The sequence below is a fragment of the Roseicyclus sp. genome (assembly GCF_018402035.1).
In the GTDB taxonomy this organism is placed as follows: domain Bacteria; phylum Pseudomonadota; class Alphaproteobacteria; order Rhodobacterales; family Rhodobacteraceae; genus Roseicyclus.
Genome location: NZ_JAGYJN010000004.1, coordinates 1 through 15,463, shown reverse-complemented (window position 1 = coordinate 15,463; position 15,463 = coordinate 1). Strand labels below are relative to the sequence as shown.

At 56.6% G+C, this 15,463-nt stretch carries 17 protein-coding genes; 16 read left to right on the top strand and 1 reads right to left on the bottom strand.

Features of this window, described 5'->3' with window-relative positions; all coding sequences use genetic code 11:
• The first annotated feature begins 2 nt into the window (after positions 1–2).
• From KG698_RS07875 to KG698_RS07805, 15 genes are all read left to right on the top strand, one after another.
• Positions 3–422 carry a hypothetical protein gene (locus tag KG698_RS07875; protein ID WP_213685032.1) on the top strand — a complete coding sequence of 140 codons (420 nt, stop codon included), beginning with the start codon at positions 3–5 and terminating at the stop codon, positions 420–422.
• Positions 423–515: 93 nt separating this feature from the next.
• Positions 516–2,288: a flagellar hook-length control protein FliK gene (locus tag KG698_RS07870; protein WP_213685031.1), complete on the top strand. Its 1,773-nt coding sequence runs from the start codon at positions 516–518 to the stop codon at positions 2,286–2,288.
• Positions 2,289–2,303: 15 nt separating this feature from the next.
• The gene (fliL, locus tag KG698_RS07865) at positions 2,304–2,891 is read left to right on the top strand and encodes a flagellar basal body-associated protein FliL (protein WP_213685030.1); all 588 of its coding nucleotides are present in this window, start codon (positions 2,304–2,306) and stop codon (positions 2,889–2,891) included.
• A 17-nt stretch (positions 2,892–2,908) separates the two neighbouring features.
• Positions 2,909–3,898 carry a flagellar motor switch protein FliM gene (gene fliM / locus KG698_RS07860; protein WP_213685029.1) on the top strand — a complete coding sequence of 330 codons (990 nt, stop codon included), beginning with the start codon at positions 2,909–2,911 and terminating at the stop codon, positions 3,896–3,898.
• Between the two features lie 18 nt (positions 3,899–3,916).
• Positions 3,917–4,234, top strand: a complete 318-nt coding sequence (fliN, locus tag KG698_RS07855) for a flagellar motor switch protein FliN (RefSeq protein ID WP_213685028.1) — start codon at positions 3,917–3,919, stop codon at positions 4,232–4,234.
• A gap of 150 nt (positions 4,235–4,384) precedes the next feature.
• Positions 4,385–4,669 carry a flagellar biosynthetic protein FliO gene (locus KG698_RS07850; protein ID WP_213685027.1) on the top strand — a complete coding sequence of 95 codons (285 nt, stop codon included), beginning with the start codon at positions 4,385–4,387 and terminating at the stop codon, positions 4,667–4,669.
• 59 nt (positions 4,670–4,728) lie between these two features.
• Positions 4,729–5,433 (top strand): flagellar type III secretion system pore protein FliP, encoded by a 705-nt coding sequence (gene fliP / locus KG698_RS07845; RefSeq protein WP_300983420.1) that lies wholly within the window; start codon positions 4,729–4,731, stop codon positions 5,431–5,433.
• 1 nt (position 5,434) lies between these two features.
• Positions 5,435–5,701, top strand: coding sequence for a flagellar biosynthesis protein FliQ (gene fliQ / locus KG698_RS07840; RefSeq protein ID WP_213685025.1), 267 nt, complete (start codon positions 5,435–5,437; stop codon positions 5,699–5,701).
• A 14-nt stretch (positions 5,702–5,715) separates the two neighbouring features.
• Positions 5,716–6,522 carry a flagellar biosynthetic protein FliR gene (gene fliR, locus KG698_RS07835; RefSeq protein ID WP_213685024.1) on the top strand — a complete coding sequence of 269 codons (807 nt, stop codon included), beginning with the start codon at positions 5,716–5,718 and terminating at the stop codon, positions 6,520–6,522.
• Entirely contained in the window at positions 6,446–7,672 is a 1,227-nt protein-coding gene (locus KG698_RS07830) for an EscU/YscU/HrcU family type III secretion system export apparatus switch protein (protein ID WP_213685023.1), read from the top strand. Before fliR ends, KG698_RS07830 begins: the two co-directional genes overlap by 77 nt.
• Complete coding sequence (locus KG698_RS07825) at positions 7,672–7,914, top strand: hypothetical protein (protein WP_213685022.1); 243 nt, start codon at positions 7,672–7,674, stop codon at positions 7,912–7,914. The genes KG698_RS07830 and KG698_RS07825 overlap by 1 nt, the downstream gene beginning before the upstream one ends.
• Before the next feature lie 211 nt (positions 7,915–8,125).
• Positions 8,126–8,899 (top strand): hypothetical protein, encoded by a 774-nt coding sequence (locus KG698_RS07820; RefSeq protein ID WP_213685021.1) that lies wholly within the window; start codon positions 8,126–8,128, stop codon positions 8,897–8,899.
• A 12-nt stretch (positions 8,900–8,911) separates the two neighbouring features.
• A complete protein-coding gene (locus KG698_RS07815; RefSeq protein WP_213685020.1) occupies positions 8,912–9,736 on the top strand; it encodes a PDZ domain-containing protein in 825 nt (274 codons plus the stop codon).
• 74 nt (positions 9,737–9,810) lie between these two features.
• Complete coding sequence (locus tag KG698_RS07810; RefSeq protein ID WP_213685019.1) at positions 9,811–10,170, top strand: hypothetical protein; 360 nt, start codon at positions 9,811–9,813, stop codon at positions 10,168–10,170.
• Positions 10,170–10,514 carry a hypothetical protein gene (locus tag KG698_RS07805; RefSeq protein ID WP_213685018.1) on the top strand — a complete coding sequence of 115 codons (345 nt, stop codon included), beginning with the start codon at positions 10,170–10,172 and terminating at the stop codon, positions 10,512–10,514. Before KG698_RS07810 ends, KG698_RS07805 begins: the two co-directional genes overlap by 1 nt.
• Positions 10,515–10,570: 56 nt before the next feature.
• Here the strand turns inward: KG698_RS07805 and rpoN are convergent, their stop codons facing one another.
• Positions 10,571–12,046 carry an RNA polymerase factor sigma-54 gene (rpoN, locus tag KG698_RS07800; RefSeq protein ID WP_213685017.1) on the bottom strand — a complete coding sequence of 492 codons (1,476 nt, stop codon included), beginning with the start codon at positions 12,044–12,046 and terminating at the stop codon, positions 10,571–10,573.
• Between the two features lie 370 nt (positions 12,047–12,416).
• Between rpoN and KG698_RS15565 the strand changes: the two genes are divergently transcribed.
• Positions 12,417–14,861 (top strand): flagellin, encoded by a 2,445-nt coding sequence (locus KG698_RS15565; RefSeq protein WP_300983255.1) that lies wholly within the window; start codon positions 12,417–12,419, stop codon positions 14,859–14,861.
• Positions 14,862–15,463: the final 602 nt, after the last annotated feature.

Genomic DNA, 15,463 nt, shown 5'->3' with positions numbered 1-15,463 from the left:
CCATGTCGCGTTCCGAGCGCTTGATCGGTCTGATGCAATTGCGCGAAAAGATGCGCGCGCGCCGGCAAGCGCAGGCCGTTGGCGAATTATCGGGCGAGCTTGGGCGCGCCCAATCCATGCAAACCAAATTAGCCGGCCTGATCCAAGCCAATACGCCGCTTGATGAGCCGATGACGCCTTTTGCACTGCGCTCGCGGGCTTGGTACGGGCGTCAGATGCAAGAGCAATTCGAGTTGCTGGAAAACCGAAACGAGTTTTTGGCGGTTGAGATTGCCCAGGCGCGTGCAGCGCTAATGCACCACAAAAGCCGGGAAACAGTTCTGGAAGAGCGCCGTGTCGTGGCGCGGAAAACCGAGATCGAAACCCGCGAAAGCCTTGCCGAGGGCCAAATGCCGCCACGCGGCGCAAGGCCGAGAGACTAGCGCCAAACTGCTCAATCTTGGCATTTTTCTTGCATAAGACAGATTTGCTGTGTGCCTGTTCAACGTGTTTGACCAAACTGGGTGAGCCTGACGATGAAAGCGATAGTCAATACGATCGACTTGAAGGCCGTAGAGCCGGGCTTGCACGCGCGCAGCGCCAAGCCGGGCCTTGGTGCACTGTTCGATCCGCTTTTTTCCATGACAAACACAGCGCTGACCGACGCGGCAAACCCGGTTGATGAGGATGTTGCTTTGGCCTTGGCCGATGATCCGCAAGGAGCCGTTGGATCTTGGCCTCACGAGGGCGAGGCAGGCCGTACAAATCCCTTTGCCGGTATATTGGACGCGCAATTCGCGGATATCGCGGTGGTGGCAACGGAAACTGCGCCGTCCACCCTTATGGTGGCTGATCATGCGCTTATGACGGATCATTTGGTGGTCGAGACGCTGCCATTACCTGGGCAAATTGATCCACAGCAGATCGCTGTTCCCACTCTCATGGTGCCGGGGCAATTGACCGGTGAAGAGCAGTTGGCCGAGGCGCTTGCACAGTCGCAGAACTTAGTGGCGCAAATGCCGCAAATTGTTGATGCGCAGGTGGGCCAAGCGGGCACTGCCCACGCGGACCCCGCGCTTGCAACATCGGAACAAGCCGCTGCAGGTTTGGCGGTTGCCGTGCCGGGCTTGCCCATGGACGCAACGCTGCCGCCTGTCGAAGATGCAGCGCATGCCAATCTTTTGGCACCGCGCGCGAGGGGCGATCTTCCCGCGCCGATGCAGCAAGAGGCATTGCAAGCCGGCAAAGCGCGCGCCTTTACGGCACTGGGCAACGTCGCTGAGGCAGGCGAGGCAGCGATCGATCCGCTGCCCCCGGCACTTTTGCCCTTGGATACGGCCGAAACTTTGCCTTCAAAGGCCGAAGCTGCGGCCAAGATGGTTGACCGGGCATTGACGCCAAGCGAGGTGCCACCGCGCAACGCGACCCCTGATCTTGCCACGCCGCAAGATGCGCCCGTTGAGGCACAGGCAAAAACCCCGATCCTTGCCAGCCTGATCGCTGAGCAAAAAAAGCCCGCGGTCGAGCGGGGGGCCAAATCGCCGCTTGACCCGCTCATCATGATGAATGTGAACAACGATAGCCCATCAGAGCCTGCAGCCAATGCCGTTGCGGCGACCCGCCCAGACCCGATGATGATCTCTGTTGCGGGGCAACAGGCCAAGATCATCACCCGTGACCCCCGCCTGTCGGAAGCTGGCGGCGATAAATCTGTTGGTGAGATTTCCCGGCGCGTCGGGGCCACGATGTTGGATCTTGCCCATAGCGCGCCCGAGCGATCCGAGCCGGTCGCCGCCTCAAACGCTGCGGCGCGCCCCGCGAGTGTGACGCAGCCTGTTTTGCCGCCCGCGCCCGTGGCGATGGCACCAGCCGCGACGCTCAACTTGCGGCAAGCCGATTGGGGTAAGCAATTGGTCGGCCATATTGAGCGGATGGTGAGCAATGGATCGCAACGTATCGAGCTATCACTGCGGCCCAAGAACCTTGGCGAAATCCGCGTCATGCTTGATCTGCGCGGCGAGCAGACCTTGGTGCATATCGTCACCGAAACAACCGCCGCTGCGCGTCTGTTAAGCGGTGCCGAGGATCGGCTTGCGCAGGCGCTTGATCAATCGGGCTATCGTTTGTCGGGCTTTTCTGCGCAAGAACAAGGCGCGGGTGCGCAATCTGGTCAGCAAGGTCAGCATGCGCCAAGGCGCAATCGATCCGCCCTTGAAAACGCCAATCGTGAAGAACCTTCCGAAACTGCGACAGGTGGCGCATATAGTGCTGACCGGAAACAGTCGACCGGCATCAATATGCTTGCCTAACTGAGGATTTAAGAAATGTCGGACCAAAGTACGCCAGAGGGTAAATCCAAGGGGGGTCTTTTGAAGATCTTGATTTTCGTGATCGGAGGCTTGGTGCTTGTCGGTATTGGCCTTGGCGCGGGTTTTTTCCTCTTTGGGCAAACGACAAACCCATCCGAAGAAATCGATATGATTATCGAACGCAAACTTCAGGAATCGGGTCAATTGCCGCCCCCCGAGGAGGAAGGTGAGGAAGAAGGCGCAGGCCCCTCGCGTGTTGCAAAACCGGTCGCTGGTGTCGAGACCTTCATCACAAGCTATTATGAATTCCCGGGCAATTTCACGACAAACCTGCGCGCCTCGCGCAAGTTTCTGCAAGTGGCAATCGGCGTATCGACGCAATACGACGAGACCGTCGTGCGGAATGTCGAAACCCATCAACTTGCGCTGCGGTCCGAGGTTTTAGGCGTGATCAGCGAATTCACCGAAGAAGAAGTTGAGGGTAAGGTTGGGCGCGATGCAATGGCAGAGCGGATGCGTGATGCGATCAACGCCAAGCTCGCACAACTCGAAGGCTTTGGCGGCATAGAGGGCGTCCATTTCACCTCTTTCATTCTGCAGTGAAGGGGTAGGGGCAAGCCATGGTATCGTCGCGCAAACTGAGTAACGAAGAAGTCGAGGCGCTGATTGAGGGTCTAAGCAACTCTTCCGGCGCAGCCGACGGCGTCTTTATGGATGGGGACAATTCCGGTGTCAGGCCGTTTACCTTTGGCTCGGATGATCTGTCGCTTCTGGGGGATTACTATGCGCTCAGAATGATCAATGAGCGTTTTAGCCGATTTGCCCGGTCGGTCTTTTTGCCGATGCTGCGGGTGCAACCGCGGATCTCGTCGTTCCCGCCAGAGGTGAAAACCTTTGACGATTATAGTGCGTCATCCGAGAATTTCGTCAGCCTGACAAACAGCAGGATGGAAGAGTTGCGCGGCAATCAATTGATGGTCTTGCCGCCGAATTTCATCTCGCTCTTGACGAACTCCTACTATGGCGGCACGGCCGTGCGGCCGCTCAAGCGTGTCCAAGGTGAATTCACCGCGACCGAACAGCGCGTGATCGAGATTGTCACCGGTGGCTTGAATGAGGCCTTACAAATGGCTTGGCGCGATTTGACGCCTGTGACCTTTTCGATCCAAGGCCGAGAAGAGAACATGCAATTCGCCTCTTTCGTCGATGGCTCAGAGACGGTGATCATCTGTTCATTTGTCGTGCAGTTGCCCAAGACAGAACCCGCGACCTTTGACATTATTTATCCGCTGCAAACGCTCAAGCCGATTGCCTCGCAACTGCGCTCGCGGGTGCAGTCTGATTATGTGGATGATGATTTGTCATGGCGTCAGCGCCTTGAACGCGCGATCTTGAACATTCCGCTGACACTGACCGGGCGGCTCGCCGAGCCGACAACCGCCTTGCATAACCTGATCCATCTGCAATCGGGCGATACGTTTCCGATGCAATTGCATGATGGCGTGCAGGTCTTGGTCGAGGGGCGCGTGATGTTTAGCGGTGAAATGGGGCAGGTGGGGCCGCAAGCGGCGCTGCATTTGACGCGCCGTATTCATGAGACAGAAGATTAAAGCTGAGGGAAACGAGACATGGCCGATAACCAAGATACCAAGGCACCGCAAACCGAAGCCAAGGGCGAGCGCGCCAGCATCGAGAATTTGCGGGTGCTTGAGAATATCGAAGTGCGCATGACCGTCGAGGTTGGGCGCACCGAGATCACCATTCGCGATCTTTTGCGCCTGAACGAAGGGTCGGTTGTCGAACTTGATCGACTGGCGGGCGATCCGCTTGATATTCTGATCAACGGTACCATGATCGCGCGCGGCGAAGTGGTGATGGTTGGCGAACGCTTTGGCGTGCGCTTTGGCGAAATCGTCGATCTGGAAAAGCGGGTTCAGGGCCTTTGAGCTTGTCGAAGAATTGACGGGCCGCGCGCGGCCTGTTCGCAGCGTGAAATAAAATCATTACCCATCAATGCCTTAAAAACTCTTTATCCTGAGTTCGCGGGGATGGCATGGTGTTTGCCTTGTTCTTGCGAAAGCGGATGAGGGCGCGACATGGCAGAGGTAGGCTTGATGCAAGTGATCGTGGTCGTGGGGTTTCTCGCGGTCTTGATTGCGGTACAAATCGTGCTGCGCAGACATGCCACAGGCATCGGCAACCGGCTTGGACGCGGGCGCGAAATTCGGGTGGTCGAGGTCACGCCCATCGGCCAACATGAACGCCTGTGCCTGGTCGAGGCAGACGGACAGCGCATTCTGGTTCTGACCGGGCGGCAAGGGGCAGGGGCCTTTTTGCAGCTTGGCCAAGTGACGCCGCCAGCATCACAGGCCCAGCCATGACGCATCGGTTCTTCATCATCGCAGGCTTTCTTGCTGCGATTGCGCTGCCACAAATGGCGATGGCGCAAGATCCCCTGTCCATGACCGCCATTCGGGTTGGTCAAGACGAAGACGGTGCCACCACCTATTCGCTTTCGCTGCAAATTCTTGCTCTGATGACGGCCTTGACGGTATTGCCGTCAATTGTGCTTGGGATGACGGCATTTACCCGGATCATCATTGTTTTGTCGATCTTGCGTCAGGCATTGGGAACACAGCAGACCCCGCCGAACCAAGTATTGATCGCCATCGCCCTTTTCTTGACCTTTGCGATCATGACGCCGACCCTCACCGCGATCAACGACACCGCCTTGTCACCCTATTTGGCCGAAGAAATGACGGCTGATGCAGCACTCGCGCAGGGCAGCACCTTGATCAAGGATTTCATGGTTGCAAATACCCATACAGAGGCGCTGCTTTTGTTCTCTGATATGGCGGAAACGGGTGACTTTACCGATGTCTCGGAAATTCCGCTTTCTGTGGTGCTGCCTGCCTTTATCACCTCGGAGCTCAAAACCGCATTTCAGATCGGGTTCTTGATCTTCCTGCCATTCTTGGTGATCGACATGGTGATCGCGTCGATCTTGATGTCCTTGGGCATGATGATGCTCTCGCCCATGTTGATCTCGTTACCATTCAAACTGTTGTTGTTTGTTTTGGTGGATGGCTGGACCATGACGGTCGGCTCGCTGGCTGCGACTTTTGCAATGGGGACGGGCGGCTAAGATGGATTTTGACTCGAATATCGGTTATCTCAGGCTCGCCTTTTGGCACATCGTAATGACTGCTGGCCCGGTTCTTGGGGTGGCGCTGGCGGTGGGCCTGATCATCGGGATCATCCAAGCGGCCACCTCGATCAACGAGATGACCCTGTCGTTTGTGCCAAAGCTTGTCATTGTGCTTGGGGCGATGGCCCTGATGTCAGGCTTTATGCTGACCCAAATGACCGACTATTTCGCCTTTATCTTCGGCGAGATTGTCGCGATCAGATGACGGGGAAAGCGGCGATGGAATTTGGAGATCTGCCTGGCCTTTCGATCCAAGATGTGATGGATCAAGCGCTGATCTTCTTGATTGTGTCGCTGCGCTTTGGTGCCTTTCTTCTTGCGGCCCCGTTCTTCGGCTCGCGCATGGTTCCGCTGCCCATTCGCATCGTTTTCACCGCGACATTGGCGGCATTTTTGATGGGGCGGGTTGCGGTGCCGTCGATTGATGACCTGACCACATTCCGCGTTCTTCCGATCATTGCGCAAGAATTGGCCATTGGGCTGACCGCCGGTCTTTTGCTGACGATCTTGTTCTCGGCTGTTGCCTTGGCGGGCGAAAAGGTGGCGGCAACCGCAGGGCTTTCTTTTGCCTTTCAGATCGACCCCAATAGCGGGGGGCAGACACCGCTGATCAGCCAGATTTTTACGCTCTTCCTGACGGTCGTGTTCTTGTCGCTGAACGGCCATATCGTGGCCTTTGCGATCTTGATCGAAAGCTACACCTTCGCGCCAATCGGGGCCGGGATCAATTATCTTGCCCTGTTTCAGGTGGGCGAGGTCGCAGGTGCCACCATGTTCGCCACCGCGGCGCGCTTGATGCTTCCGGTTGTGACGGTGTTGTTCTTGGTGAATATCACCATTGGCCTTATCACCCGGTCTGCGCCGACACTTAATTTGTTCTCATTCGGGTTCCCGATCACCTTGCTCGCGGTTTTCCTGCTATTGTTCCTGTTTGCCGCGCCGCTTGGTTTTGCATTCCAAGATCTCGTCATCAGCGCCCTTGGCGATCTTGGCGATCTATTGCGGGGGGCTGCCCTTGGCCAGTGAAGACGACGCACAAGAAAAAACCGAAGAGCCAACACAGCGGCGGCTTGAGAAAGCGCGCGAAGATGGGCAGGTTCTGACGTCCAAGGAAATGTTCGTCTTTTCCACGACGGCGGCTGGCGTGATCATTCTGCTGGCCTTGGTTTATATCGTTTCCCAGTGGATTGGTCGCTGGGGCGGCTTTTTCCGCTTTGAGCAGGGCGACGCGCTATCCGGCCTTTTGATGGCGCGCTTGTCAGAGGCATATTTGGATTTTCTCATCGTCGCCCTGATCGTGGCGGTGCCAATTTTGGTCGTGGTCTTGGGCACCCAGATGTTGGTGGGCAAAGGACTTCATTTTGCCCCAACCTCAGCAAGTTTCAAAGGCAATCGGATCAATCCCTTGAATGGGCTCAAGCGCATGTTCTCGCTTCACAGCCTAGTTGAGCTCACGAAGTCGATCCTGAAAGTGGGGGCCATCGGCACAGCCGCCTATTTCATCATTCTCAATTACCTGCCGACGATGCTTACCTTGGCCTCGATGAGCATTGATCGTGCGATTGAGACGGGGTTCTACGCGCTGATGTTCCTGATGGGGATATCGGCGGCCATTTTGGGCGGCATTGGTGCGCTGGATTATGCGTGGTCGAATTACGAGCATATGAAAAAGCTGCGCATGAGCCGACAGGATCTGAAGGAAGAAAGCAAGCAAACCGATGGCTCGCCCGAGGTCAAATCGCGGATCCGGCGGATGCAGTATGAGGCCAGTCGCCGTGCCGCTGAACAAGCCGGATCGCTCGAGAATGTTGGCAACGCGACCGCCATCATTACCAACCCCACCCATTTCGCGGTTGCCTTGCGCTATGTTCCGGGTGAACAGAACGCACCGACGATTATCGCGATGGGCCGTGGTCGGATCGCTGAAGAGATTATCAAGCGCGGCACCGAGGCACGGATTACCGTCTTTCGAAGCCCGCTTTTGGCGCGGGCCTTGTTCTTTACCGGTGAGATCGGGCAAGAAATTTCCGATCTTCTCTTCACCCCGATTGCCGCGGTCTTGGCCTATATTTACCGTGTTGATCGTGGTGAAGACCCCGACGTCCCCGAGTTTGACATCCCGCCAGAGCTGCATTTCGACCAGAACGGTCGCCCGATCAATGATGAGGCTTCGTAATGCCCAAACGTGCCCGGACCAAGGATCAATACAGCCACACCACCCTTGGCGCGCTGATCTCGACAATCGTTTTTCTTGGCATGGCTGCATGGCTTTTTCTCGAAGCTCTCAGCCTGATCGGTCAAGCGCCTCCCTTGCAGGTCAACGGCCTTCTCTTCACCTCATTTCTAAGCTTGCTTGGTGCATTACGCTTCGTGATTGCAAGGGTTTGGGCCCGGTATCGTAAAGGCGGTGGGCGATGACACTCCCCGCTCGGCCGGTCTGTGGCAAATGCCAATATTTCTTTGTGACGCATGATCCGGCATTGCCTTGGGGGTGCCGCGCATTCGGGTTTCGTGCGGCGCAATTGCCTAATTTGCTGGTCTTTGCGTCAACTGGCACGAATTGTGCTCGGTTCGAAGAGAAACGCCCTGTCATGGCCCCCGCGACAAGACGAAACGTCAGGAAATCCGCATGAGCACGCAAACTGCCACCCCGACACTCGAAGACAGCATCAAGACCGCCCTTGATGCTGCTGACGCTGCTATCACCGTGAGCAGTGAGTTCGACCAAATCCGCAATGACTACGCAAAGACCCGTGTGGAAGTGAAAGCAATCAACCGTCAGGTGATGATTGTGTTCGTGTCCTCGCTTGTGGCCTCGGTGCTTGCGGTCGCGGCTGCTGGCCTGATCTATTTCCGCACGATGAGCGAAATGGAGACGACCAATGCCACATCGCTTGAAGCGCTGGTGATCTTTGCCGAGAACGTCGACCGCCTTGCCGCAGCAACGGCCGAGGCAAACGCCCAAGCCGCACAGATCGCGGGGCTGGTGGATGGCATCGCATCGCTTGAGGTCATGATGGGCGATTTGGCGACCCGTCTTGATGCGCAAGGCGAAACAACGCTGGGCGAGCTTACCAAGGCCAATACAGAGATCACGGGCATGGTCAGCCAGTCGACATCTGCCGTGGTCAGAGAAGTCAGCGCGGCCATCGAGGCGCAGCAAAGCGCGCTGATGGCAGAACTCGCAACTTTGCGCAGCAACGATGAAGCAGGCACCGAAGATGCCGGGCCATCGCGCTTTGACGAGATCGCGGCGACACTTGAAACCATGATGATGCTACAAAGAGAGATTTCGGCCAAGATCACCGTTGCCGCTACCCCACCGCGCGCACCGGCCCGCACGGCAACGCCGCCTGCGCCGCGCGCGGCACCTGTCGATAATGACATGATCAAGTTTCCATGATCGGAATGCGCCATGAATGATGCTGCAACCTCGGCCGATGCGCCGATTGCCGACCAAAACCTGCAGCCATTTCTCAAGCTTGAGACCCGTGGCCTTGGGTTTGCGGCGCGTGCGAAAAAGCTCAAGCCGGGGGATGTGCTGGTTGCCATCGATGGGGAGATATTCACCGGCGACGCCGAAATGCTGTCTGCGCGCATGGGTAAGCCTGTCGCCGATCACGACGACAACCCCGAGGTCGACGCATCCGAGCTTGGCTTCACGCCGCATTTGTTAACCTTTTGGCGCAGCGGCATTGTGTTTCACGTGATCTTGGAAACGCGCCTCAAGGCCAGTTTCGAAGTCACCGGCCCTGATGAAACACTCGAGATCTTACGCGCGGTGCAAACGCTGAAATTCGCACCGCTCGAGAGCTATCAGAACTTTGAAGTGTTTCGCGATATTCGCAAGAACGCGGCGATGCATGCCACCGACCTTGAAGAGATCGCCACAATCGCGCCTGTGTTGTGGATGCTGAACCATCGGCTGTACTACCCGATGGTGGCGGTTTTGATCGTTTATGGGATCACCTTCGTGGCGCATTGGTTTGTTTTCGTGATCAGCTATGTTCTGGTCTCGATCTACACCAAGCGCGCGCAGGTTGATTTGTTGCGGTCCTACAAGATGTTCGAGGACATGTTTTTCTGGATGGTGCTTGCCGAACCGGGCGAGGCAGAGGCGCGCGAGACATGCCGCCGCTTTATTCCCGATCTGCGCTTTAATTTTGAGCCCTTGCCCAAGGCAAAGCCGAAAACGCGCAATCCAAACCGTCTGCGTGTGACGTCGCAACAGCCGGGCTAGCGAAAGCGCTAAATCCCGCGCTGGGTTAAATGATCCCGCTGATGGGTCGTTATATGACCAGAGCGGAGATTTTCATGCGCAAGGACGACATCCTCGGTCTCAACTTCGATCTCTACCCGCGCCAAAGCTTTGGTGCGGGCGATATCGTGCTGGGCGAGGGGACCGAAACAGATCGGCTACTCGTGGTGCTTTCTGGGCGACTTGGCTTTGGCAGCGCCAGCAAACCGCTTGGCCCCGGCGATGTCGTCAAGCCGATCGAGTTCTTTGGGGCAAGCCACTATGCGGGCATGGTGCGCGGGCGTATCGCGGGCGAGGTTGCTGTCTTGCCGCGCGGTGCGGTGCGCGCCTGCCTGAATGCGCAAGGGCCGATGACCTGGAACCTTGCCTGCGCTTTGGCGATTGAGGCGCTTGCCGCCACCAAGGAGCATGCCTAATGCCCCCGCCACCGCGCCTGCGCGAGCTTTTGCACCAGCAGCGGCTTCACCTGCTTCATGGTGAGGTGGTGTTCATGCCAGAGGAACGGGTTGAGACCATCTATCTCGTCGAGCGCGGCGGCGTTGTGGTCTTTGCGCCCTCGGGCGAGGGGGTATTGACCGCCATTGGGCCGCTGCGCATCATCGGATTGCGCGACATGATGGCGGGCGGGGTTTGGCAAGGGGTCGGTCTTGCGCAGGGGCCGACCGTGCTCCGTGTCCTAGAGACAGCGCCAATTCTGCACTTGATCGACGCGGCACCCGATGCCCACCAACGCCTGTTGCGCGCGCTTGCCGCCGCCTGAGATGGTCGGCGGCCTCGCTACTTGGCGCAACGACACGCCCGGAAAACAGAAGTCCGTTAAATCCGCCCCGAAAGCACCGCCTCGCGTTTGCGTTGGAAGGAGGAGGCGATCCCCTCCATCTCGCGGTATTTGGCGACCGTGCGCCGGGCAAGGCGTATCCCATCCTTGGCCAAGATTTGCACGATGGCATCATCGCTCAACGGCTGAGAGGGGGTCTCGGCCGCGATCATCTTGCGCAATTTGAACTTGATGGCCGATGCGGCCTCGCCGTCGCTGTCGTCATCATGTGTGATGCTCGAGCTGAAAAACACCTTAAGCCGATAGGTGCCGCGCGGGGTTGCCATCATCAGGCTATTGGTCACGCGGCTCACCGTGCTTTCATGCATGCCAATCGCCTCGGCAATATCGCGCAACACCATCGGCTTGAGCGCGATGGGGCCATGTTCGAAAAACCCCATCTGCTGGCGCAAGATTTCAGCCCCGATCTTGAGCGAGGTCTCGTTGCGCTGCGCGATTGCGCGGTCAAGCCAGCGCGCCTCGGACACGCGTTCCGAGACAAAGCTGCGTAGCGCCTCGTCTTTTCTGCCAGCGACCATCTGCTTGGCGTAACCCGCCCGCACCTTGATCGCGGGCAGGGTGGAGCGGTTCAATTCAAGCGACCACCCATCAGAAACCCGGCGCACGATCAGGTCGGGTGGCAAGATCGGCTCGGCCTTGCCCGCAAACCTTGCCCCCGGCTTGGGGTCAAGACTGCGCAAAAGGCGCAGCATCTCGGCCATGCGCTCGGGCGTGGCTTTGCACAGGCGGGTCAGCCCTTTGACATTGCCCGCCCCAAGCATGGCGAGATTGTCCAAGAGCAGTTCGAAATCAGGGGTCAGCAAGTCGCGATCACGCGCCTGTAGCCGGAGGCAATCGCTCAGGTCGCGGGCAAATAGCCCGGCGGGTTCGATCTGTTGCAGCTGCGCAAGCACCGCCAAGACGCGGTCAAGATCGACCATGCTAAAAGCTGCAATCTCATCGACTGACTGGCCCAGCCACCCCGAGGGTTCCAGCGCATCGATCAGCGCAAGCGCGATCATCCGGTCGGTAGGTTCGGCAAAGATGCGTTCAGCCTCGGCGCAGGCATGGCCGTAAAGCGACATCCCCTCATCAGAGGCGATCAAGGACAGCGCGTCAAAATCGCTCTCGCCCGCCGGGGCCGTGGCACCGCTGCGCCCAAGGTCGATCTGGCCTGTTTCGAATTGGTTATCGAGTGCCGCATCGGGAATGGGCGCATCGCTGGTGATCGTGCCGTCGGAAAAATCGAGGTCCGCGCGATCAGGGCCAAGCTCGGGCGTGGGCAATGGCACGATATGGTCGTCTTCACCCGCGCCGTTTGTCACCTCGAGAAAGGGGTTTTCTTCGGATTGCTGATCTAAAAACCCCGCCAATTCGATGTTGGACATGGTCAAAAGGCGGATCGCTTGCTGCAGCTGGGTCGTGATGACCAGCGATTGCTTTCGCTGCATCTGCTGTGCTGGAAAGAACTGCATTTTCATCGCCCTTATGATCTTAAGCCCTGATTTTGCGTGTTTTTTTCCATTATAGAAGGGTGATTATTTGACGATGGCCGGGTCGGGAAATTGACGGGTTAACCATCTGTTAATTCACGCGAATTTCTACGCAACTTGGGCGCGATGATGGCTGTGTCAGGATAACGTCGCCTCAGCGCCAAGGCCCATGCCCCAAAGCAATCCATCCCCCCCAACTAAACAATTGTGAAATGCGTCGTTTATGTCCCTGAGCGCCTCGACACAGGCCTCAGGTTGAAAGTGCGAGTGACCAACGTTTCAGACGACCTGACCGGACCCTGATTTGCCGACATGGCGCAAGCGGGCTCAAACTTAGACAAGGAGAGACAACATGGCTCTGAATATCAACACCAACATCGGCGCGCTTGGTGCGGCTGCTGCGGCCACTAGCGTGAACAAGTCGATGGAAACCGCGATGGAGCGGCTTTCGACCGGATTGCGGATCAACACTGCATCCGATGACGCGGCTGGCTCTGCTATCGCCTCGCGCCTAACCGCGGAAATTCGTGGCACGAACATGGCGATCCGCAACGCGATGGACGCGCAGGCGATGATTGATACTGCTGAAGGTGCGCATATTGAAGTATCGAACATGTTGCAGCGCATGCGCGAACTTGCTGTGCAGTCTGCGAACGACACCAACAATGTTCAAGATCGCGCCAATCTCCAGCTAGAGATCACGCAGCTTTCTGATGAAATTGACCGCATTGCCCAAAGCACATCCTGGGCAGGCGTGAAGCTGCTGAACGGCACTGCTGGAGACAATGCACTAGCAGATGGCAGCAATAATCTTGCGTCATTTAATTTCCAAATCGGAGCGGGTACATCAGCGGGGCAGATGATCTCTACATCGATCACTGCGCTAACCTCTTCGGCACTGGGCGTGAATGGGGCTGCTCGCGCGCCTGCTGTTACTGCTGAGTTTGTTGGTGCAACCGGTGAAGGAAAGATGGTAACTGAGGGTAATAAAATTGCCTTCAGCGGCAAATTTAACGCCGGCGATGTTTATTCGCTGAAGATCGCTGATGAGACCATGTCGATCACTGCGACGACTGGTGATGGATACACGGATGACGCTGCTGGTTTGGCTGCGCAAATGGCCGATGCTATTCGTACGGTTCAGCGGGCAGCCACCGATATGGCAGATGGTCTTTCTGTCGTCGACAATGGCGACGGTACCCTTGAAATATTCGCGTCTCCTGTAATTTCTGATGTGCTCACCACAGAGACAGCCGGTGCAACGAAGGATGCGCAGACTTTCACCTACAATGCGGCTGACGGTACCTTTACCGTAGGTGGTACGCACGAAGATACCGATGTTTATTCGTTCAAGGTCAACGGAACAGCTGTATCTGTTGCAACACTCGCTGCTACAAATCTAGAGTATGAAACGTCAAAAGCTGGTGTTGTTGCCCAGATTGTGGATCAAATCAACAACACCTCTGCATTAACTGATGGTGGCATTAGAGCGATCGTTGATAGCGAAGACCCTACTGTGTTTCGGGTAGTTCAAGATGTAGTATTCTCTGCTGAAACTTACACTCCAAAAACTGCTTCTGTCTCTCCGACACTTACTGCGACTGAGGCATCGGGTTCCTCGACGCTTGCGTTCGCGAATACACCAGTTGATGGTGATAAGTTCACTTCAACCATCAACGGCGTTGAAGTGTCGATCGAAATGACTGCAAACGATGGGTACGATCGGACCGCGACTGGAGCTGCGCTAAAGTTTGCCGATGCCGTCCAACAAAAGATCGATAACGGTGATCTCGTTGGCGTGTCTGTTTCCGCTGCTGCCGGAACTGTTACCATCGCTCAAACTGCGGCAAAGACCAGTTTTGCTGACCTAACTGTTATCGACGTGGGCGTAACAAGCACGCTGGTAAGCTCTTACAATTCGGCAACTGGAGTATTGTCGATTGATAGCGGAGCCGTTGGTGATGGTGATGCGGGGAACCATGAAAACGGCGACACCATTAAATTCAATATCAATGGTGTTGACGTCCAGGTTGTTGTCGACACCAATGACGGTTGGCATGACACTTCTGACGGTATCTCGGAACAAATAGCATCTGCCATCAATGCGAATGCTGAACTGAAGGCAATGGGCATAACTGCAACGCAAACCAAAATGACTGCTACTTCTGCTGCAGCTACGGTCACCTTGGCCTTTACTCCACAGCTTAGCCAGACCGAAGTCATTCGTGCCGCAGACGTGAGCATTGCAACGTCTGATGATAACTTGTCCTCCACCTTGACGGTTAATCGCTCAAGTTTTGTAAATGGCGATAAGATTTCGCTTAACGTGGAAGGCACTGCGATTGATGTAACGATCAATGCGTCTGATAGCAGTGTGGATGATAAGGCGGGCGTTGCTACCCAAATTAAGGCTGCGATTGATGCGGCGGGGATTTCGGGTGTTACTGTTGATGATAATGGTGATGGCACACTTACCATCAATAAGCCATCGGCAGCCAATGTAACGACTGCGGCTTCGGCAACGGCGACGATTGACGTTATCGACAACGCGATTGAAACCCTCAATACCCAGCGCGCTGCTCTTGGTGCTGTTTCCAACCGCCTCGATAGCACGGTGTCGAACTTGACCAACATCTCGACGAACCTTGAAGCTGGCCGTTCGCGCATTCAAGACGCCGACTTCGCGGCGGAAAGCACCCAGCTTGCCAAGGCGCAAATCCTCCAGCAGGCCTCGATGGCGATGCTGGCACAGGCGAATGCCTCCAAGCAGGGTGTGTTGAGCCTGCTGCAAGGCTAAGGCGCACTGCCATAAATATAAGAGGCCCCCGTCATGGGGGCCTTTTTGTTTGGCCGCGCGCAGCAAGAGGCCTCGGAGACGCGCTTCTAGGCTGAGCATGGCCTTGCATCAGTGCGCTGATTTTGTGTCCCCAGTGTGTCCCCGCGTCATTTACCCCTCATCTGGGGACTCAGGGGGGACACAGAACTGCTATATATGTCTGTAAACGAACAAGAAATCTACGGTTCGAGGACCCCACCCGGGGGGAGGGGCCGAAATGGAGTAACTTTGTACGGTGTGACTTACATGGCATTTCGCTCGAACGATGGCGTGGTGCCGACCAAAACTGCGATAGCTCGATTGGAGCTAATTATCAGCCGATTCAGGGGCCATATTGCCTTCTGGGTAAGCAGCCTGCTCGAAACACGAGATGCCCGCTAAATCGAGCATTAATATCGCACTATGGGGGCCCCCCTGTTCTTCAGCTGGTACACCGCTCAGACCCCACCCGGGCGGTACCCCCCAAATTGGCCAGTAGCCCGCAGGTTCATCTTACATGGCATTCTGCTCATCCGGTGACCGCCAGCCGCACCGGCAGTCCTCGCTCAATGTAAATGAACGCT